Genomic DNA, 19,299 nt, shown 5'->3' with positions numbered 1-19,299 from the left:
ACATAATATCAAATAATTACCCATTAAAATGGGCGCATCTGCCGTGAGACAATGCGCCATCAAGCTTAGTAGTCCGCCACCTCGCGCGCCATTTCGCGCGTATATTGCCGACTGGCGTTAACCAGCATCTGCGTATAGGCCGTCCGCGCCTCGCCGCTGACCAACGCATCGACCGTCAGGGTTTCGAGGATCTTCCCGTACTGCATCACCGCCACTTTCTGGCATAAGTGGGCAATAACCCCAAGATCGTGGGTGACCATCAGGTAAGTGAGCTTCGCCTCCCGCTGCAATTCCGCCAGCAGGTTAAGGATCTCAGCCTGCACCGACACATCCAGCGCCGACGTCGGCTCATCCAGCAGCAGCACCTGTGGCTCAAGAATCAGCGCTCTGGCTATCGCCACGCGCTGCCGCTGCCCGCCGGAGAGCTGATGCGGATAGCGCTCACGAAAAGCGCGGTTGAGGCCAACTTTATCCAGCAGCGCATTGATCCGCCGGTCGCGGTCATTTAAACGATGGATCTGCAGCGGCTCTTCGAGGATATCGCCAATGGTGTGACGGGGATGCAGCGATCCGTAGGGGTCCTGAAATACCATCTGCACCTGACGGCAGCGCTCGCGGCTAATTTCATGCCCTAAGGGCTGAGCATCGATGGTCAGTTCCCCCTGCCAGTGGGTAAACAGCCCCGCCAGGCACTTGAGCACCGTCGTTTTACCGGAACCGGACTCTCCTACCAGACCGTAGATCTCGCCGGGCTTAACGTGGAAACTGACGTCATACAGCACCTGGTTACGCTTCTCCCCCTCGCCAAACGCGAGGTTGAGATGTTGAACTTCAATCATTATCCGCTCCTTAATCCGTTAACCAGCTGGCCTGACGCTGCAGCACCGGCAGTATCGTGCGACGATGCTGCATATCCGGCAGCGAGTTAATCAATCCCTGAGTGTAGGGGTGACGGGCGTTATCGAGATCTTTAGCGGCGATGGACTCCACTACCCGTCCGGCGTACATCACCAGTACGCGGTCGCAGAAGCTGCGCACCAGGTTGATATCGTGGCTGATAAAAATCAGCCCCAGCCCGCGCGACTGAACCAGGTCATCCAACAGGCCCAGCACCTGCAGGCGCACCGACACGTCCAGCGCGGAGGTGGGCTCATCGGCAATGATCAGTTCCGGGTCGGTAATCAGCATCATGGCGATCATGATGCGCTGCCCCTGTCCGCCGGATATTTCATGCGGATAAAGCTGATAAACGCGCTCCGGCTGGCGAATACGCACCACCTTCAGCATCTCCAGCGCCCTGGCTTTCGCCTCATCTTTGCGCCCGGGATGATGAGTAAGCCAGGCCTCGGCGATTTGCTTACCCACGCAGACCACCGGATTAAGCGAATATTTCGGGTCCTGCATAATCATAGAGATACGTTTGCCGCGTACGCCGCGCATCTGCGCTTCGCTTAGATGCTGCAGATCGAGATCGGCAAACTGCATCCGGCTGGCGCTGACGCGGGCCTTTTTCGGATGCAGCTGCAGCAGCGCGCGCCCAACGGTGGACTTACCCGAACCGGACTCGCCGACAATGGCCAGCTTCTCATGCCCCAGCTGGAAGGAGACGCCGCGCACGGCGTGGGTCACCGCGCTACCGTTAACAAAGTCGACGCACAAATCGCGCACGTCGAGCAGCGGTGCATTATTCACTACGGGGATCGAGGATGTCACGTAGGCCATCTCCTAAGAAGTTGAACGCTAAGCTATTGATCAGAATCGCCAGCCCCGGAATGGTTACGACCCACCAGCACTCCATCATATAAGTGCGCCCGCTGGAGATCATCGCTCCCCACTCCGGCTCTGGCGGCTGCGCGCCGAGGCCGAGAAAGCCGAGGCCGGCCGCGGTCAGAATGATCCCGGCCATATTCATGGTGATACGGATAATGACCGAGGGCAGACACAGCGGCACGATATGGCGCCAGAGGACGCGGGCCGATGAAGCGCCCTGCAGACGCACGGCGGAGATAAAATCGGCCTGGCGCAGAGAGAGCGTTTCGGCGCGCGCCAGACGGGCAATCGGCGGCCAGGCGGTCAGCGTGATGGCGATAACCACGTGCTCCAGCCCCGGTCCTAAAGCGGCGACAAACGCCAGCGCGAGGACCAGACTCGGGAAGGAGATGAAAATATCGGTGACGCGCATCAGCACCATATCGACTTTACCGCCGAAATAGCCGGCGCTGACGCCCAGCAGCAGCCCGAGCGGACCGACAGTCACCGAGACCAGCAGCACGATATAGAGCGTGATGCGGGAGCCATACACCAGGCGACTAAAGATATCCCGACCAAACTCATCGGTGCCGAACCAGTGCTGTGCATTCGGCGCGACCAGCGCACTATTCAGGTTCTGTACCAGCGGGTTATAAGGCGCAATCAGCGGCGCGAAAATCGCCACCACCAGCAGCAGAAAGATAATGCCTCCGCCGATGGCCGTGAGCGGATTGCGCGCCATTTTGCCGATAAACCCGACGGCCCGCGCCGCCGCGCGTTGCAGCCGCTGACGGCCTTCGCCCGCACCGCCCGAAAGCGGCGAATCCAGAGAAACGGTCATGATTTTGTCCTCGGGTCAAAGAATTGATACAGCATGTCGGAGAGCAGGTTGAGCATCACGAAGATCACGCCCACCAGCAGCACGCAGCCCATCACCGCATTCATATCGCCCAGCAGCAGGCTACCGGTAAGGTAGGAGCCGAGACCCGGCCATGAGAAGACGGTTTCAATCAGCACCGCGCCTTCCAGCAGCGCGCCGTAGGCCAGCGCCACTACCGTCAGCAGCTGCACGAGGATGTTACGAAACGCATGGTTCCAGATAACCTGACGCTCGGTCAGCCCTTTCACCCGCGCGGTAATAATGAACTCCTGCGACAGCTGGGCCAGCATAAAGCTGCGGGTCATACGGCTGATATAAGCCAGCGAGTGAAAACCCAGCAGCGAGGCGGGAAGAATCAGATGATTAATGGCGTTCCAGAACACCTGGCCGTTGCCTGCCAGCAGCGCATCAACGGTCATCAGGCCGGTGCGGCGCGGCACCACACCATCCAGCCCGAGATCTACCCTCCCGGCGCCGCCTACCCAGCCAAGCCAGGCATAGAACACCAGCAGTCCCATCATTCCGACCCAGAAGATCGGCGTCGAGTAGCCCGCCAGGCTGATAATGCGTACCACATAATCGGAGACGCTATTGCGCCGCGCCGCCGCCAACACGCCCAGCGGAATACCAAGACCCGCGCCGACAATAATCGCCATCGTCGCCAGCTCCATGGTGGCCGGGAAGACGCGGATAATATCGTCCACCACCGGTTTCCCGGTCAGCAGCGCATTGCCCAGATCGCCGTGCAGCAGGTTGACGAAATAGATACCAAACTGGGTGGTCAGCGATTTATCAAACCCCAGCTGCTGGTAAACCTGCTGATAGGTGCTCTGGTCAGCATCCGGGCCGACAATCGCCAGCACCGGGTCGATGGGCATGACGCGGCCAATGGTAAAGGTCAGCAGCAGCAGGCCGAACAGCGTAATCACCACCTGCAGTAGCCGTTTGGATAAGCGCCGGCCGCGTGAGCCGGGCGCAAGGATTGCGGTACTCATCCTTTCTCTCCTTCGCGGACTTTATAGACGTCACGCAGAAAAGTGGTGGCGGAGGGGTGCGGCTGATACTCCCGTACCTCGTTGCGCACGACGACCGAATCAACCATCTGCGAAAGCGGAATTAAAGCCGGAACCAGCTGGTCGTAGCGTGTCTGGATGGCCTGGTAGTCAGCCACCTGTTTTTGCGGATCGCGTTCCAGCAGGGCCTGGTCAATCATCGTATTAAGCTGCGGGTCGTAAAAACCGGTACGCCAGCCCTGGAAGTTGGTCAGGCGCGCCTTATCGCTGTTATCCGGGTTATAGACCAGCGCGCGCAGGCTGGAGTGCGGATGCGGCTCCATCCCGCTGCCGCCGCGACCTACCAGCAGGTCAAATTTACGCTCGCGCATCGCGCCGTAGATCTGGTTACCGGTGCCGGTGATGATTTTGGCGTTAATCCCCGCCTGCATCAGCGTCGACTGCACGGCGATAGCGATGTTAAGAAATGGCTGATCGGAGAGTACCCGCAGCGTGGTATCAAAGCCGTTGGGATATCCCGCTTCCGCCAGCAGCTTTTTCGCCCGCGCCACGTCCAGCTTATAGCCAGGGTCGGGCAGCGTGGATGGCATGCCCGCCTTAATCGGCCGCTGGTGCAGCACGCCGTAGCCCGGCATCAGCGCTTTATTGATACCCTGATAATCAATCAGATAGCGCACCGCCTCGCGCACTTTCGGATTGGCGAAGTGCGCCTCTTTCATGCTCATCGCCACGTAGTACATGGTGCCGCGCTGCACCGCATCGACGGTCAGCTGCGGGTCGCTGCGCAGGGCGTTGATATCGGAAACCGCCATGTTGTTGGCAATATCGAGGTCGCCTTTTTCGATCATCAGACGCAAGGTTTGCGACTCCTGAAAATGGCGCAACACTACGCGGCTCATTTTCGCCTCGCCGCGCCAGTAGTCAGGATTACGCTTCATGCGCAGCACCTCTTTTGCCTGCCAGGTTTCCAGCGTAAACGGCCCGGAACCGGCTTCATGGGTGGTTAGCCAGCGGTTTCCCCAATCGTTATCCTGCTGGTGGCTTTGCACCGTTTTACTGTCCAGCACCCCGAGGTTGCCCAGCGCCGCCAGCGAGTAAATCACCAGCTGCGGATCGTTATCTTTGGGTAATACGATTTGCACCGTGAAGCGGTCCGGCGCGCTGACCTGGCTGTCGATATTTTTCTTACTGAAGCCATAGGATTTCCATACCGAGGCCTGGGCCAGGTTGAGGTGCAGGATGCGCCGCATCGACCACACGACGTCGGCGGCGGTCAGCGGGTTGCCGGAGTGAAACTTAACGTCATCGCGCAGATGAAAGGTCAGGGTTTTGCCGTCGGGGCTGATATCCCAGGATTTCGCCAGCGCGGGCTTAACGGTGGTGAGCTGCTCAGGGTCAAGCTCCACCAGCGAGTCGTAGAGGTTGACCACGATCCCCACCACTTCGTTACCGGTCATCGCCGCCGGGTCAAGGGTGAGCAGGTTATTCATATTCATCCCGATGATCAGCTGGTCGGGCGGGGTTTTCGCCACCGCCTCTCCGCTCCCCATCGACATGGCGAGCGCGAGAATACACGCTGCCAGTAAGGAGGTTTTTTTCATATCTCTGTTTGCCTGTACTGTAGGGTACATGTTGCCGGATGGCGGCATTTTCGCCTTATCCGGTCTACCGGGCCGCAGGCTCGATAAGCGCAGCGCCACCGGGCATTTATTTTTTTAAATCAGTCGTGGCTAACGGTATTGGCTTCGATATACGCAAAATTAATGTCTTCGCCGAGACCCGGACGTTGTGACAAATGCACAAATCCCTGATCATCCATCGGGTCGACAATGCTGTTGAGATAGGCCGCCGGTTCATCGTAGTCGAGGAACGGATGCAGCAGGCCGCGCTCATACCAACGGCAGTTACGGATCGCGCCGACCACCGCCAGGCTTGCCGCGCCGTTGCCGTGGACTTCGCAATCCATGCCGAAAGATTCCGCCAGCGCCGCCACCTTCATGGTCGGGGTAATGCCCCCCACGCCGTTAGCGCCGGCGCGCAGAATGTCGCAGGCTCCGGCTTTCACCCATTCGGCGCGCATGTGGTGCTTGCCGCCGAAGCTCTCCGGCCCGACGATGGGAATCGACAAGTTTTCCGCCAGCCACGCGTAGGAGGACATCGAATCCTCCTCCATCGGCTCTTCAAACCAGGCGAAATTGAGTTTTTCCAGCGCTTTGCCGATCCACAGCGCCTCGGCGCGGCTGTACCAGTGATAGCCATCAATCATCAGGTCAATATCCGGCCCTACCGCTTCGCGCACCGCCGCGCAGGCTTTAATATCCATTTTGGGATTGGGCGCAAAAGAGATTGGCGGCATCCAGGTGTGCAGTTTGATGGCCTTGTAGCCGCGGGCGACCAGCTTTTCGGCAAAGGCGGCATACTCTTCCGGGGTCGACAGGCCGCCCGGTAGATCGTCGCCGCACATGGTGCTACCGTAAGCCGGGACGGTGTCGCGATAGCCGCCGAGCAGCTTGTAGACCGGCATCCTGAGGCTGCGGCCAATCAGGTCCCACAGCGCCTGTTCAACAAACGACAGCGCGCGCTCCGTTAGCTGATGTGCGCTGCCGCGCTGCCAGTGGTTAAGATCCTGCCAGATACGCTCGCGGTTAAAAGGGTCCTGCCCCACCAGCACTTTGCGAAAAAAAGTATTCACCACGAACGGGCGCACGACTTCCGGAGGCGCAAACGAAAAACCCTGCGCCCCATCATCAGCGGTGATGGTCAGCATCGCCATTTTGGCCATGCTTTCAGCCCCCGGATGGGAGTGCCCGGCGCTGTCGGAAACCCGACGAGTGGGATACTGGAAAACGGTGACATTCACAGATTCAATTTTCATGCTCAATCCTTATCACGGCCAAATCCGATCGACAGAGGTAAATCGGCAAAGCGGTTTCACATTATTGAAAATACGTTTCAATATATAATCTAAGCACAATTACGTAGCAGTGCCTCGGACAAACACCGCTAAGCAAGGCCATAAATTTGGGCATTGGCACAACAAGACGTGACTGTTTTCACAAAAGATGAGCGAAATGTGAGGCGGATCGGCATGGAGAAAAAAGGGCGTGAGCGCAGAAAAGAGAGTGACCGACCGTGTACATCCCGGGATTTTCTGCGCTCACGAAAGCGTAAGTTATGCGACCGTCGCTGGCTCGGCGTTAAGCGCTTCCAGTAGTTCAGGTAAGGTTTGATAGCGGCCGACAGCGGCCTGATAGCGCCCCTGTCGGCTATCTTCGGCGACAACCACCGTTGGAATGCCAGCGGCCTGAGCCGCGCAAAAACCGTTGTAACTGTCTTCAATCACCAGGCACTGGCTGGCGTTGAGATTGAGCTTGCGCAGCGTCGTCAGGTACACCGCCGGGTGCGGTTTGCCGCGTGGTTCATCATCCGCGCTGCAAACCACGTCGAAAAAGTGCCAGAGCGAGAGCTTGTTCAGCACAGCGGCAATAACCTGGCGGGATGATGACGTGGCGAGCGCAATTTGATAGCCCGCCTCGCGAAAATAGCGTAACGCCTCATGCACGCCGTGCATCGGCTCGCCTTCGTTGGCGATCAGGCCGGTAATACGCTGCAATATCGCGGCTTCAAGCCGCTGCGGGTCGAGATCAAGCTGAAAATAGCGGCACCAGGTGCCGGCGATTTCGTCGAGGCGTTTGCCTTTGGTGAGGGTTTCACACTCATCCACGCTCGCCGTTGCGCCCCACTGCGCGAGGGCGTCAATCTGCGCCTGGCGCCACAGCGCCTCGGAATCAATAATCACGCCATCCATGTCAAAAATAACCGCCTGCATACTCATTCGTTCACCTCATTAAGGCTGGCATGCGCTTCATGCCAGCCGCATCACCTAAGAGAATTCAACCTGCTCGCGGGCGGTTGCTTCCTTGTGGGAGAACCCCGGCTGCTCCACGCGGATAAAGGCGCAGAGGAAAAAGGCCACCACGTACAATGCGGTGTAGGCAATCACCACCCCGATGGTGCTGAAGAACGGCAGCAACACCACGGCAATCGCCGGCGCGAGAAAGTTCGACATCCCCGCCGACAGGTTATAGACCGAAATCGCCGCGCCTTTGTGCTTCGGCTCCAGCGCCGGGAACACGGCGGCCAGCGGCACGAAGGCGGCGACAAAGATTCCTAGGGCGATAGCGGGGATCAGCGCCATCGCAAAGCTATGGCCAAAGTGCTGAGGGATGTAGTAAAACGCCAGGCTGGAGAGCGCCATCCCGATGCAGCCGAACCAGCGCACCACCTTCATCCAGCCCAGTTTTTCCCCCAGGATCCCCCAGAGCACGTTAGAGAAAATGGTGGTGAAGAAGAAGACTGCCCATACCTGGAGCCATTCTGAAGTGGTGAAGCCCAGCTCATCGACAAACATCATCGGCATAATGACCGCAAAACCGAACAGCGAGAGGGTATTGATAATCCTGACCATACTCGACAGCAGAATATTGCGGTTGGTATAGAGCAGCGTCGCGGCGCGTCCCAGCTCGGAAAATTTCTGGCGAGTGGTGAGATTCTGCATATGCTGCGGCGTTTGAATATGGCGCAGGGAAGCCAGGGCAATCACGCCTCCGGTGACGCAGAAGGCCAGCGCCAGCCATAAAGTCCCCAGTTCGCCAATGTGCGGAATGGTGAAGCTCGGAATATAGCTGCCGAACACGCCGATGCCGATGGAATAGACCGCCCAGAACCAACCGATGGCCGAGCTGGCATTGTCGCTTTTGACGTTATGGACAATCGCCACGATAAACGAGTAGAGGAACAGCGGATAGGCGAAGCCGCGGATGCCGTAGAAAATCAGGATCAGCGCATAGTTGGCGTGACCGAGGCCGAAAACGAGGAACAGCACGTGGAACACGCACCACAGCACGAAGCCAATCATCATCGTTTTCAGCGGGGTGATAATTTCCGCCACCACGCCGGAAATCCACGCCGACAGCGCGGCGGCCAGGCCGTAGAGGGTAAAGGCAAAGGAGGCCTCCGCCGGAGAGAAGCCGAGCGCTTTGATATAGTGCGACAGAAAGGCTAATTCAAAACCGTCGCCGGTCATAAATACGGCAATGGCGATGTATCCCCAGAGCAGGTTCAGGGGTAAACCGAGCCACTGTTTATTATTGATAGACATAATGACCTCGTTTTCAGGGTACAGGGTGGCCGCTCCGCGATGTGCAACGAAGCGGCTGTTATGATGAAAATCAGTGCTGCCGATAATTCAGGTCGTTTAAATACAGGTCTTTAAACTGCGCGTAGCGTTGCATCAGGGTGTGGTGGCGAACGGGATCCGCACGCCAGGTCTGCCAGACTTCCGGTTTTTCACACACCGCGGCAATCGGTTTGCCCGCCGCCAGGCAGGCCAGCCGCGCCGCGCCCAGCGCGCCGCCGGTCTCTCCCCCTTTATGGGTCACCACCGGCATAGCGAGAATGTCGGCCAGCAGCTGGGCCCAGAAAGGACTGCGGGCGCCGCCGCCCACCAGCGAGCACTGCGCGATGGGCGTACCGCTCTCTTTCAACGCCTGCAGGCCGTCGTTGATACCGAAGCTCACCCCTTCCAGCACCGCGTAGCCAAGCTGGGCGCGCAGGCTGGCGTGGGTCATGCCCCAGAACATGCCGCGCGCGTCAGGATCGTTATGCGGGGTACGTTCGCCGGAGAGATAGGGCAGGAAGAACGGGGCGTGGGCTTTCTCCTCCTCGCTGAGCTCGGCAATTTCCGCCAGCAGCGCCACCTCCGTGGTGCCGGTCAGGCGGCAGAACCACTGCAAACAGCTGGCGGCGCTCAGCATGACGCTCATCTGGTGCCACAGGTTCGGCAGCACGTGACAAAACGCATGTACCGCCGACTGCGGCGCCGGACGATAGGCGTCGGTCACCACAAACAGCACCCCGGAGGTGCCGAGCGAAATAAACGCATCCCCCGGCGAGACCGCGCCGACGCCAATGGCGCTAACCGCGTTATCCCCCCCGCCCCCGGCCACCACCACCGAGGCGTTCAGCCCCCAGCGCGCCGCCACCTGCGGATCAAGGGTGGCGGAAACCTCGCAGCCTTCGACCAGTGCCGGCATTTGGCTGCGCGACAGGCCGCACTTGTCCAGCAGAGCGTCGGACCAGTCGCGCTTCGCCACGTCCAGCCACAGCGTCCCGGCGGCGTCCGACATGTCGGAGACTTTCTTCCCGGTCATCCGATAGCGCAGATAATCCTTCGGCAGCAGCACCGTTGCGGTGCGCTGAAAGTGTTGCGGCTCATGACGGCGCACCCACAGCAGCTTCGGCGCGGTAAAGCCCGGCATCGCCAGGTTGCCCGCCACCTGATGCAGCTCCGGCGCCATCGCCTCCAGCTCGGCGCACTCTGCGGCGCAGCGGGTGTCGTTCCACAGAATGGCCGGACGGATCGTCTCCCCCTCTTCATCCAGCAACACCGCGCCGTGCATCTGTCCGGAGAGGCCAATCGCCTTGATGGCCGGCCAGTGCTGCGCGCATTTTTCCCGTAGCGTGCTCATCAGGTACTCCGTCGCCTCCCACCATAGCTCCGGCGCTTGTTCTGACCAGTGCGGATGGGGCCGCTGAATGCTCAGCGGCGCGCTATGGCTGGCGATAACCTCATAGTTCTCATCAATGACCAGCGCTTTGACTTCCGATGTGCCGAGATCGATACCCAGATACATAGCCACCTCTTTATTTAATCAGCGTGTAAACGGCGGCGACTTTCTCGCGCATCAGCGCCAGGAAATCCGCGTTATTGGCGAGGTCACCAAACAGGGCTTTATCGCGGGCATAGACAGCCACCGGATCCTGAGCCTCATACATCTCATGCACCGCCTGCGCATCCAGGATGCCGTCCTGGTACTGATAGGGCAGCGTTCCCTTATGCCACTGCTCCATAAAGACGAAGAACAGCGCCGGCAGCATGGCGGTCGCTTCCGGGCGGACGCCGCGCTGATAGCACTCCTGCAGCGTGGGGGCGATCATCGCCGGAATTTTCGAGAAGCCGTCGGCGGCGACGCGCTGGTTGGTGTCCTGGATATAGGGGTTGGTAAAGCGTTTGAGCACCACATCCCGGTAGGTGGGCAGATCAATGCCGTTATCGCCGAGGCAGGGAATGACATCCTCCGTGACGTAGCGGTCGGCAATGGCGTAGATAACATCGGTCAGCGTGCTTTCATGAATATACTGCTGGCCAATTAAGGTTCCCGCCCAGGCAATGCAGCTGTGCGACGCGTTCAGAATGCGGATTTTCGCCTCTTCATACGGGATGACCGACTCGACCATCTCCACGCCGACCGCTTCCAGGTTCGGGCGGGCATCACGGAAGTGGTTCTCCACCACCCACTGGATAAAGGTCTCCCCCATCACCGGCGCTTTGTCATCAATCCCGGTTTGCGCTTTGATACGGGCCGGCAGATCGGCCGCCGGACGCGGGGTGATGCGGTCCACCATGGTGTTCGGACAGGTGGTATTGGCCGCCATCCAGTCAATCACCGCCTGTTTGCCGGTGAGCTGCAGGAACTCGACCATGCCGTCGTGGAAACGCTCGCCGTTGTGGCGCACGTTGTCGCAGTTGAGCAGGGTCAGCGGCCCGGCGTCGTCGGCCATGCGCTTCTCCAGGATCCGCGCGAGGGTGCCATAAATAGTTTTGCACTCGCCTTGCAGGTCGGCCTGCAGATCGGGGTTACTGGTTTCCAGCTGATGGCGGGTGTTCAGGTAGTACCCCCCTTCCGTCACAGTAAAGGCGATAACTTTGGTCTGCGGGTTCGCCCCTTCGTTAATCAGCGGCTGCAGCCCGGCCTGCCACGGCAGCAATTTCTGGATAGAAGTGATTTCTTCATAGTCGCGCTCCCCTTCCGGGCTGACGGTCTCCAGGACGTAACGTCCTCCCTGCGCCGCCAGCGCCTGCACCACCTGCTCGGCGTCGTTACGAATATTTCCTGCCGCGATGTGCCAGCGCTTATCCCCGGACGCTATCAGACGATGCAGATACCACGCCTGATGCGCGCGATGAAAAGAACCCAGACCGATATGAAGCCATGTGAATTGATTGTTCATGTTCTGTTCTCCTTCAGTTGATGGCGCCACTGTAATTGATCATTTGACCAAAATAAGAGCCACGGATCACAAAAGAACAATTACTCAATTAAATTACAAATGACCAATAAAGAGCAAAAGCTTGCCAGTTATGCCAACCACGGCGAGAATGCGGGTATTCGCCGGGCCAATTGCGAGCCCTGGTCAGCAACTTAGGGCGGGAAACCATGAGTAAAGAAGACGATATCCGGTTGGATCAGAAGGTGCGTGCCGCATGGATGTACTACATCGCCGGTCAGAATCAGAGCGAGATCGCCAGCCAGCTGGGCACCTCCAGACCGGTGGTGCAACGGCTGATCGCCGCGGCGAAAGAAGAAGGGATAGTGTCGATTAATTTGCACCATCCGGTAGCAAACTGCCTCGATTATGCGCAGTTGCTGCAGGAAAAGTATCGATTGATCGAGTGCAATGTGGTCCCCGCCTTTAGCGAAGAAAGCACCCTCGACAGCGTGTCGTTTGGCTGCTATCAGCTGATGGCTCGCTATCTGCAGGATGATAAGGAGAAAATCATCGGCCTGGGCTCGGGCCTGACCCTGAAAAAAGCGCTGCAGCGCATCGATTTTGACAGCCTGAATACCCGCTGCGTGGCGCTGATCAGCGCCATGAACGCCGACGGGCAGTGCAATTATTACGATGACGTGCCCCTGCTGCTGACCCGCAAAATTAAGGCCAAGTACTATCAGTGGCCGGCGCCGCGCTACGCCCAGAGCGCGGAGGAGCATGAGATGTGGTGCACCAACCGCTTATTCCGCAGCGTCTCCGGCGTCGCACAAGAGGCGGACGTGATTTTTGTCGGCATTGGTCCCCTGGGCACGCAAAGTCCGATCTTTAAAGACGGGTTTATCAATCAGGCGCAAATGGATGAGCTGACCGCGCGCGGCGGCATCGGAGAGATCCTCGGACGGTTTATCGATGCGGAAGGCCACGTGGTAGACAGCGAGATCAACCGCATGATCACCAGCTATGATATCCGTCAGAACCACTGCCCGCGTATTGCCGCGGCCTGTGGAGAATACAAACGACCGGCGATCCTGGCGGCCCTTAAAGGCGGCTGGATCAATGGTCTGGTGACCGATGAGCATACCGCCCGCTGGCTGCTGACGCGGTAACGGCGCGGCCTGAAGGCGCATCAAGAACGGTAACCCCGGTGCGCGTCGCGCCACCGGGGATCCCAACGATACTCATGCTTATCAGGCGATAGTCACTTTCCCGTCAAGGTAGACGTCCTGCACGGCATTGATCAGCTTCACGCCGTCAGCCATCGATTTCTTAAACGCCTTCCGGCCGAGGATCAGCCCCATACCGCCGGCGCGTTTATTGATCACCGCCGTGCGCACCGCGTCGGCAAGGTCGGTCTCCCCGCCCGCCGCGCCGCCGGAGTTAATCAGCCCGGCGCGGCCCATATAGCAGTTGGCCAGCTGGTAGCGCACCAGATCGATGGGGTTATCGCTGGTCAGTTTGCTGTACACCCGATCGTCGGTATAGCCGAAGTTAACCGCTTTGTAGCCGCCGTTATTCTCCGCCATTTTTTGCTTAACGATATCGGCGCCGATGGTGGCCGCCAGGTGGTTGGCCTGACCGGTCAGGTCCGCGGAGACATGATAGTCGACGCCATCTTTCTTGAACGCCGAATTGCGCAGATAGGCCCACAGCACGGTGACCAGGCCCAGCTCATGGGCCCGCTCAAAGGCGGCGGAAATCTCTTCTATCTGACGACGCGATTGTTCCGAGCCGAAATAGATCGTCGCTCCCACGGCCACCGCCCCCATATTGAACGCCTGCTCAACGCTGGCGTAGAGGGTCTGGTCGTATTCGGTGGGGTAGCTCAGCGTTTCGTTATGGTTGAGCTTCACCAGGAAAGGGATGCGATGCGCGTAGCGGCGCGACACCGAGGCCAGCACGCCGTAGGTCGACGCCACGCAGTTACAGCCGGCTTCGATCGCCAGCTCGACGATATTTTTCGGATCAAAGTACAGCGGGTTGGCGGCGAAGGAGGCGCCCGCCGAGTGCTCCACGCCCTGGTCAACCGGCAGAATGGAAAGGTAGCCGGTTCCCCCCAGGCGTCCGGTATTGTACAGGGTCTGCATATTGCGTAGCACCGCCGGTGGTCGGTTATTATCCACCATCACCCGATCAACATAATCTGCCCCAGGCAGATACAGCTGGTCGGCCGGAATGGTTATACAACGGTGCTGCAACAGGCTCTCGGCATCTTTGCCCAGCAACTGCGTAATATCAGTCATAGCAATCTCCCGTAAGGCCGGCCGAAGCCGGCATGCATTATCCCAACCCAATTTTTTTGGGCAGGTTAAGCCTGGTACCGACTTAGCCTATTTTCCAGCCGGGGTGCCATTTTTTCAGGAGATTCTGCTGTCCCGTTGCGCTGCCATTTACCACCAGGCGTGGAAATGGTGCACCGGCCCGATGCCGTGGCCCACTTCCAGAGAGTCGGCCTGCGCCAGGGCCGCCGACAGCCAGGCCTTCGCCTCGGCGACGGTGGCCGCCCAGTCCGCATGACGGGGGCGCAGCGCCGCCAGCGCGGCGGAGAGCGTGCAGCCGGTGCCGTGGGTATTTTTGGTCTGCACGCGAGGCGTGGTAAACCGCTGTTCCCCTTCGCGGGTGAAGAGCCAGTCCGGGCTTTCGGCGTCGTCGAGATGGCCGCCCTTCATTAATACCGCGCCGCAGCCCAGCGCCAGCAACGCCCGCCCCTGCTTCAGCATCTCGCGCTCGGTGCGCGCATGGGGGGCATCGAGTAGCGCGGCCGCTTCCGGCAGGTTCGGGGTGATCAATGACACCTGCGGCAACAATCGTTGACGCAGGGTCTCCACCGCCGAGGCCGACAGCAGCGGATCGCCGCTTTTCGCCAGCATGACGGTATCCAGCACCACGTTGGCCACCCGGTAGCGCGCCAGCCGCTCGGCCACGGCTTCCACAATATCGGTCTCCGCCAGCATGCCGATTTTGGTGGTATCGATACGCACATCGCTGAACACTGAGTCGAGCTGCGCGGCCACAAAATCCGGTTCGATGCGATAGACCGACTGCACGCCGCGGGTATTCTGCGCCACCAGGGCGGTGATCACCGAGCAGCCATAGGCCCCCAGCGCGGAGAAGGTTTTCAGATCGGCCTGGATACCGGCCCCACCGCTGGGATCGGTGCCGGCGATGGTCAGGGCGTTGATGCGTTTCATCCCTGCACCTCCTGATACAGCGCGTCGAGAAACGCCGGAATAAAGCTGCCAGGGCCTCCCTGACGGGCGGCGATCTCCCCGGCCTGCTTCATCAGCCCGCAGGCGGCGGCCACGTTTTCCAGCCGGTCTCCCGGCAGCGCCGCGCTCGCCGCCACCACCGCCGACAGCGCGCAGCCGGTGCCCACCACCCGGGTCATCAGCGGATTACCCCCCGCCACGCTGAGCACCCGCTCGCCGTCAGTGACGTAGTCCACCTCGCCAGTGACCGCCACCACGGTAGCCAGCCGGCGAGCCAGCGCCTGGGCCGCCGGCAGCGCCGCGGCGGCCGTATCGGTGGTATCCACCCCGCGCCCGCCGGCGCTCATCCCGGCCAGCGCCAGAATTTCAGAGGCATTGCCGCGAATGGCCGCCGGCTGGAGGGCCAGCAGCTCGTGACAAAAGGCCGTGCGCACGGTCAGGGCGCCGACCGCCACCGGATCCAGCGTCCAGGGCTTTCCGGCCTGACGGGCGTGTTCCACCGCGACGCGCATTGCCACGGCGCGATCTTCGGTCAGGGTACCGACGTTAATTAACAGCGCATCGGCGATAGCGGCAAACTGCGCCGCTTCGCGGGGATCGATCACCATCGCCGGCGAGGCGCCGACGGCCAGCAGAACATTGGCGGTAAAGGTCTGCACCACATCATTGGTCATGCAGTGCACAAGGGGGGAATGGGCGCGCAGCAGATGGCGCAGGTGCGCGACAGGCGCGGGATTCAGCAGCTCAGGCATGGTTTGCTCCCGCCAGACGAGGTAGAAGCAATGACCCTGCGGTCTCTGACTTCCCTACGCTGGCATTATCCAGATCAGGTGGTACGGGTATTTCTCAGCCTTCAACGAAGAAGGGCACCCCGAGTCAAAATAGTGAAATTGTTAAGCGTTGTGGAATTTACCGCAACTCACCGGTTCATACAACAAGCCTTTAGCCCTGCAACGACACCCGCGCGGCCATCATGCTCATCAAGCGACCGGGCGGGATTGCATTCCGCTGCTGGCGGGCGGAAAATGATGACATCATGCGCTATTTAGCCTACCGAGGATATACGCCATGGCCGTTTATCACCATGCGCTGGTACTGATTAACAGCAGTCAGGACGGCATCCCGCTGCTCGAGCATGCCGCCAGAATGGCAGAAGAGAACGGCATGCGCATCACCATCGCCCACATCAGCACCGACTATCGGGCGCTGAACTATGTTTCCGACAGCCTGCGCGACGATCAGGTTTCACAGGAGGTGATCCAGGCCAAGGCCCTGCTCAACGAGCTGGCCTGCACTGTCTCCCTGCCGGTTGAAACCCTCTCGCTGGTGACCACCCGCCGGTTTGAAGACGTGGAAACCTGCGTTCGGCAGCGGCAGATCGATTTAATTATTGCCGGGCACCATAACCGGCTGCTGGGCGTCCTCTCCTCACATTCGCTGGAGTACATCAATCACTTAACCGTAGACGTGCTGATCAAGCACCTGCCCTAGCGCAATTCTCCCTGCAGCAGGGAAAAACAGGCTTCGATAAGCGGCGGCAGCGCCTGCGGGCCGCGCATCAGGGCCACCGTACGGGTCAGCGCCGGCTGCTGCAACTGGGCGACCTGGAGCGCCGGGTCCTGCAGATGGGTGGTGTACAGCGCCGGCAGAATCGCCACCGCTAAGCGCGAGCGCACCAGGCCATACAGGGTTTCGATATAGTCCACCTGATAGCGCGTGGTCAGCGTCAGGCGATGACTCTCCACTAATGCCGCCACCAGCCGTTGAATATTACCCTTCGAGAAGACGGCAATATCCCGCCCCACCAGCTGTTTCCACGGCAAGTGCGCCTGCGCGGCCAGCGGATCGTCACGGTGCAGCACCGCCACAAAGGGATCTTCGCGCAGCGGATAGACCAGCAGTTCAGCAGGCACTGAGCTGTCGATCGCCCCGATGCCGAAATCAATCTCGCCGCGCAGCAGCGCCTGGATAAGCGCATCGTTGGTCTGATCGTGAAATTCAATGTGCAGACGCGGAAAGGCCTGGGCCAGGGTCTGCGGCAGCAATGGGAACAGCAGCGAACTGACCGACGGCACCAGACCGATGCGCACTGTCCCGTCGCCGCCCGCCTCGACGATCTGCTGCATATCGAAAAAGGCCGCCTGCGCTACGCTGAGGATCCGCTGGGCGTGGGGTAAAATCGCCGCCCCCAGTTCAGTCAGGGTGACCGCCGAAGCGGTACGGTTGACCAGCTTGCCGCCGAGCACCGTTTCAATTTGCCGCAGCGCGCTGCTCAGCGCCGGCTGGCTAATCGCCAGCCGACTGGCGGTATCGGTAAAATGGCGCAGCTGGGCCAGAGTGACGAAATACTGAAGCTGTTTAAGAGAGAGCGCGGGCAGACGCTGCCAGGGTTCGTTCATTATCGGGTTCGCTACGGTGGTCCTGCACAATAACCCGAGCTTATCGGGTGATAAATTTATTCATCTGGGCAAACGTTTGCTGTGCCCATAGAGTATCCGCATTATCCTTGTGCCGGAGTGGTTATGTCCAGCAATGCTCAAGTCCGTCGTCGCGCCGTGCAGGCCGCGCGCGGCGAATCCCCGTTTGATCTGCTGCTGGTCGAGGCGCAGATCGTCGATATGGCCACGGGCGAAATTCGCCCCGCTGACGTCGGTATCGTCGGTGAAATGATCGCCAGCGTCCACCCGCGCGGCAGCCGCACCGACGCCCATGAAGTACGTTCCCTGGCCGGTGGCTACCTGTCCCCCGGCCTGATGGACACCCACGTACACCTCGAAAGCTCGCACCTGCCGCCGGAGCGCTACGCGGAAATCGTCCTCACCCAGGGCACCACCGCGGTGTTCTGGGATCCGCATGAGCTGGCCAACGTCCTCGGCGTCGAGGGCGTGCGCTACGCGGTTGACGCCAGCCGCCATCTGCCGCTGCAGGTGATGGTCGCCGCGCCGTCCAGCGTCCCCTCCACGCCAGGTCTCGAAATGTCCGGCGCCGATTTCGCCGGCGCGGAGATGGAGACCATGCTCGGCTGGCCGGAAGTACGCGGTGTGGCGGAAGTGATGGATATGCACGGCGTGCTGCACGGTAGCGAGCGGATGCAGGAGATTGTCCAGGCCGGTCTCAACAGCGGCAAACTGATTGAAGGCCACGCCCGCGGCCTGAGAGGCGCTGACCTGCAGGCCTACCTCGCCGCCGGCGTCACCTCCGATCATGAACTGACCTCGGCGGACGACGCGCTGGAAAAACTGCGCGCCGGTCTGACGATCGAGATCCGCGGCTCGCACCCCTATCTGCTGCCGGATATCGTCGCGGCGTTAAAAACGCTGCCGCACCTCTCCTCGCAAATCACCGTCTGCACCGATGACGTGCCGCCGGATATGCTGCTGGAGAAAGGCGGGATCATCGCCCTGCTTAATCTGCTGATCGAGCACGGTTTACCGGCGGTCGATGCGCTGCGATTCGCCACCCTCAACGCCGCTCTTCGCCTGCAGCGCCACGATCTCGGGCTGATTGCCGCCGGGCGGCGCGCGGATTTGGTGGTGTTTGATTCCCTGGAGAAACTGGTGGCCCGTGAAGTCTACGTTGGGGGGGAACGGCTGGCCCATGCTGGCCGCCTGCTGAAGCCGATCGCCCCCGCGCCGGGCGTGACGCCGCCGCGCGATACTTTGCCGATCGCCCCCCTCCGCGCCGATGACTTTGTTCTGCGCGTCCAGGGCATTCGTCACGGCGTCGCCCGCCTGCGTCATATCCGCGGCGCGCGCTTCACCCAGTGGGGCGAAGTGGAAGTGCAGGTTCGTGACGGGAAAGTCCAGCTGCCCGCCGGCTTCAGTCTGATCTGGGTTAAACACCGCCACGGCCGCCACGAGGCGACACCGCAAATCGCCCTGCTCGAAGGCTGGGGTGAGCTGCGCGGCGCCATCGCCACCAGCTACTCCCACGACTCGCACAATCTGGTGGTGCTCGGGCGCGACGCTGATGATATGGCGCTGGCGGCCAACCAGCTTATCGCCTCCGGCGGCGGGATGGCGCTGGCGCAACAGGGCGAGATCCTTGCCCATGTGGCAATGCCGATTGCCGGCATGCTGTCGGATCTCCCGGCCGCCGAGCTGGCGCGTCAGTTCCGCGAGCTGCGCGATCTGAGCAGCCAAGTCGCCGACTGGGAGCCACCGTACCGGGTGTTCAAGGCCATTGAAGGAACCTGCCTTGCCTGTAACGCCGGGCCGCATTTAACCGATTTGGGTCTGACCGACGGCGGCAGCCGTCAGATAGTCGACCCGTTGATAGCCTGCCGGGAGACCCCGGAGCCAACCGATCACAACAATAATCCTCAGGGAGCCTGAGC

The 19,299-nt window shown here is 60.4% G+C and carries 17 protein-coding genes and 1 riboswitch; of the genes, 3 read left to right on the top strand and 14 right to left on the bottom strand.

Annotated features, from left to right (window positions below; all coding sequences use genetic code 11):
- Positions 1-65: 65 nt before the first annotated feature.
- From R0140_RS08090 to dalD, 10 genes are all read right to left on the bottom strand, one after another.
- A complete protein-coding gene (locus R0140_RS08090) occupies positions 66-839 on the bottom strand; it encodes an ABC transporter ATP-binding protein (RefSeq protein ID WP_032740108.1) in 774 nt (257 codons plus the stop codon).
- A gap of 10 nt (positions 840-849) precedes the next feature.
- The gene (locus R0140_RS08085; RefSeq protein WP_032740369.1) at positions 850-1,713 is read right to left on the bottom strand and encodes an ABC transporter ATP-binding protein; all 864 of its coding nucleotides are present in this window, start codon (positions 1,711-1,713) and stop codon (positions 850-852) included.
- Entirely contained in the window at positions 1,685-2,590 is a 906-nt protein-coding gene (locus R0140_RS08080; RefSeq protein ID WP_032740109.1) for an ABC transporter permease, read from the bottom strand. The genes R0140_RS08085 and R0140_RS08080 overlap by 29 nt, the downstream gene beginning before the upstream one ends.
- On the bottom strand, positions 2,587-3,624 hold the full coding sequence (locus R0140_RS08075) for an ABC transporter permease (protein ID WP_317703966.1): 1,038 nt from the start codon (positions 3,622-3,624) through the stop codon (positions 2,587-2,589). Before R0140_RS08075 ends, R0140_RS08080 begins: the two co-directional genes overlap by 4 nt.
- A complete protein-coding gene (locus R0140_RS08070) occupies positions 3,621-5,243 on the bottom strand; it encodes an ABC transporter substrate-binding protein (RefSeq protein ID WP_032740110.1) in 1,623 nt (540 codons plus the stop codon). Before R0140_RS08070 ends, R0140_RS08075 begins: the two co-directional genes overlap by 4 nt.
- Before the next feature lie 119 nt (positions 5,244-5,362).
- Complete coding sequence (locus R0140_RS08065; RefSeq protein ID WP_008804070.1) at positions 5,363-6,517, bottom strand: mandelate racemase family protein; 1,155 nt, start codon at positions 6,515-6,517, stop codon at positions 5,363-5,365.
- A gap of 297 nt (positions 6,518-6,814) precedes the next feature.
- Positions 6,815-7,477 (bottom strand): HAD family hydrolase, encoded by a 663-nt coding sequence (locus tag R0140_RS08060; protein ID WP_032740111.1) that lies wholly within the window; start codon positions 7,475-7,477, stop codon positions 6,815-6,817.
- A 48-nt stretch (positions 7,478-7,525) separates the two neighbouring features.
- Positions 7,526-8,803 carry a D-arabinitol transporter gene (gene dalT, locus R0140_RS08055; RefSeq protein WP_008804068.1) on the bottom strand — a complete coding sequence of 426 codons (1,278 nt, stop codon included), beginning with the start codon at positions 8,801-8,803 and terminating at the stop codon, positions 7,526-7,528.
- Positions 8,804-8,873: 70 nt separating this feature from the next.
- Positions 8,874-10,337, bottom strand: a complete 1,464-nt coding sequence (gene xylB, locus R0140_RS08050; RefSeq protein WP_032740112.1) for a xylulokinase — start codon at positions 10,335-10,337, stop codon at positions 8,874-8,876.
- 10 nt (positions 10,338-10,347) lie between these two features.
- Positions 10,348-11,715 carry a D-arabinitol 4-dehydrogenase gene (dalD, locus tag R0140_RS08045; RefSeq protein WP_016161512.1) on the bottom strand — a complete coding sequence of 456 codons (1,368 nt, stop codon included), beginning with the start codon at positions 11,713-11,715 and terminating at the stop codon, positions 10,348-10,350.
- A 206-nt stretch (positions 11,716-11,921) separates the two neighbouring features.
- On the opposite strand from dalD, the gene R0140_RS08040 reads away from it, so the two are divergent.
- Entirely contained in the window at positions 11,922-12,863 is a 942-nt protein-coding gene (locus R0140_RS08040) for a sugar-binding transcriptional regulator (protein WP_008804065.1), read from the top strand.
- 81 nt (positions 12,864-12,944) lie between these two features.
- On the opposite strand, the gene fbaB is transcribed toward R0140_RS08040, so the two are convergent.
- The 3 genes from fbaB to thiM all read right to left on the bottom strand — a co-directional run bounded on the left by fbaB (position 12,945) and on the right by thiM (position 15,715).
- Complete coding sequence (gene fbaB, locus R0140_RS08035; RefSeq protein ID WP_004201578.1) at positions 12,945-13,997, bottom strand: class I fructose-bisphosphate aldolase; 1,053 nt, start codon at positions 13,995-13,997, stop codon at positions 12,945-12,947.
- Between the two features lie 147 nt (positions 13,998-14,144).
- Positions 14,145-14,945, bottom strand: a complete 801-nt coding sequence (gene thiD / locus R0140_RS08030; protein WP_032740113.1) for a bifunctional hydroxymethylpyrimidine kinase/phosphomethylpyrimidine kinase — start codon at positions 14,943-14,945, stop codon at positions 14,145-14,147.
- The gene (thiM, locus tag R0140_RS08025; protein ID WP_016161514.1) at positions 14,942-15,715 is read right to left on the bottom strand and encodes a hydroxyethylthiazole kinase; all 774 of its coding nucleotides are present in this window, start codon (positions 15,713-15,715) and stop codon (positions 14,942-14,944) included. The genes thiD and thiM overlap by 4 nt, the downstream gene beginning before the upstream one ends.
- A 34-nt stretch (positions 15,716-15,749) precedes the next feature.
- Positions 15,750-15,847: riboswitch (TPP riboswitch) on the bottom strand.
- A 184-nt stretch (positions 15,848-16,031) separates the two neighbouring features.
- Between thiM and R0140_RS08020 the strand changes: the two genes are divergently transcribed.
- Positions 16,032-16,454 carry a universal stress protein gene (locus R0140_RS08020; protein WP_032730814.1) on the top strand — a complete coding sequence of 141 codons (423 nt, stop codon included), beginning with the start codon at positions 16,032-16,034 and terminating at the stop codon, positions 16,452-16,454.
- On the opposite strand, the gene R0140_RS08015 is transcribed toward R0140_RS08020, so the two are convergent.
- A complete protein-coding gene (locus R0140_RS08015) occupies positions 16,451-17,365 on the bottom strand; it encodes a LysR family transcriptional regulator (protein ID WP_181404147.1) in 915 nt (304 codons plus the stop codon). The genes R0140_RS08020 and R0140_RS08015 overlap by 4 nt on opposite strands.
- Before the next feature lie 120 nt (positions 17,366-17,485).
- Between R0140_RS08015 and R0140_RS08010 the strand changes: the two genes are divergently transcribed.
- Positions 17,486-19,297 carry an adenine deaminase gene (locus R0140_RS08010; RefSeq protein ID WP_032740115.1) on the top strand — a complete coding sequence of 604 codons (1,812 nt, stop codon included), beginning with the start codon at positions 17,486-17,488 and terminating at the stop codon, positions 19,295-19,297.
- Positions 19,298-19,299: the final 2 nt, after the last annotated feature.

It is taken from the genome of Klebsiella sp. w6, from assembly GCF_033100215.1.
In the GTDB taxonomy this organism is placed as follows: domain Bacteria; phylum Pseudomonadota; class Gammaproteobacteria; order Enterobacterales; family Enterobacteriaceae; genus Klebsiella; species Klebsiella variicola.
The sequence above is the reverse complement of the archived record's forward strand: the minus strand, read 5'-3'. Positions and strand labels throughout refer to the sequence as shown.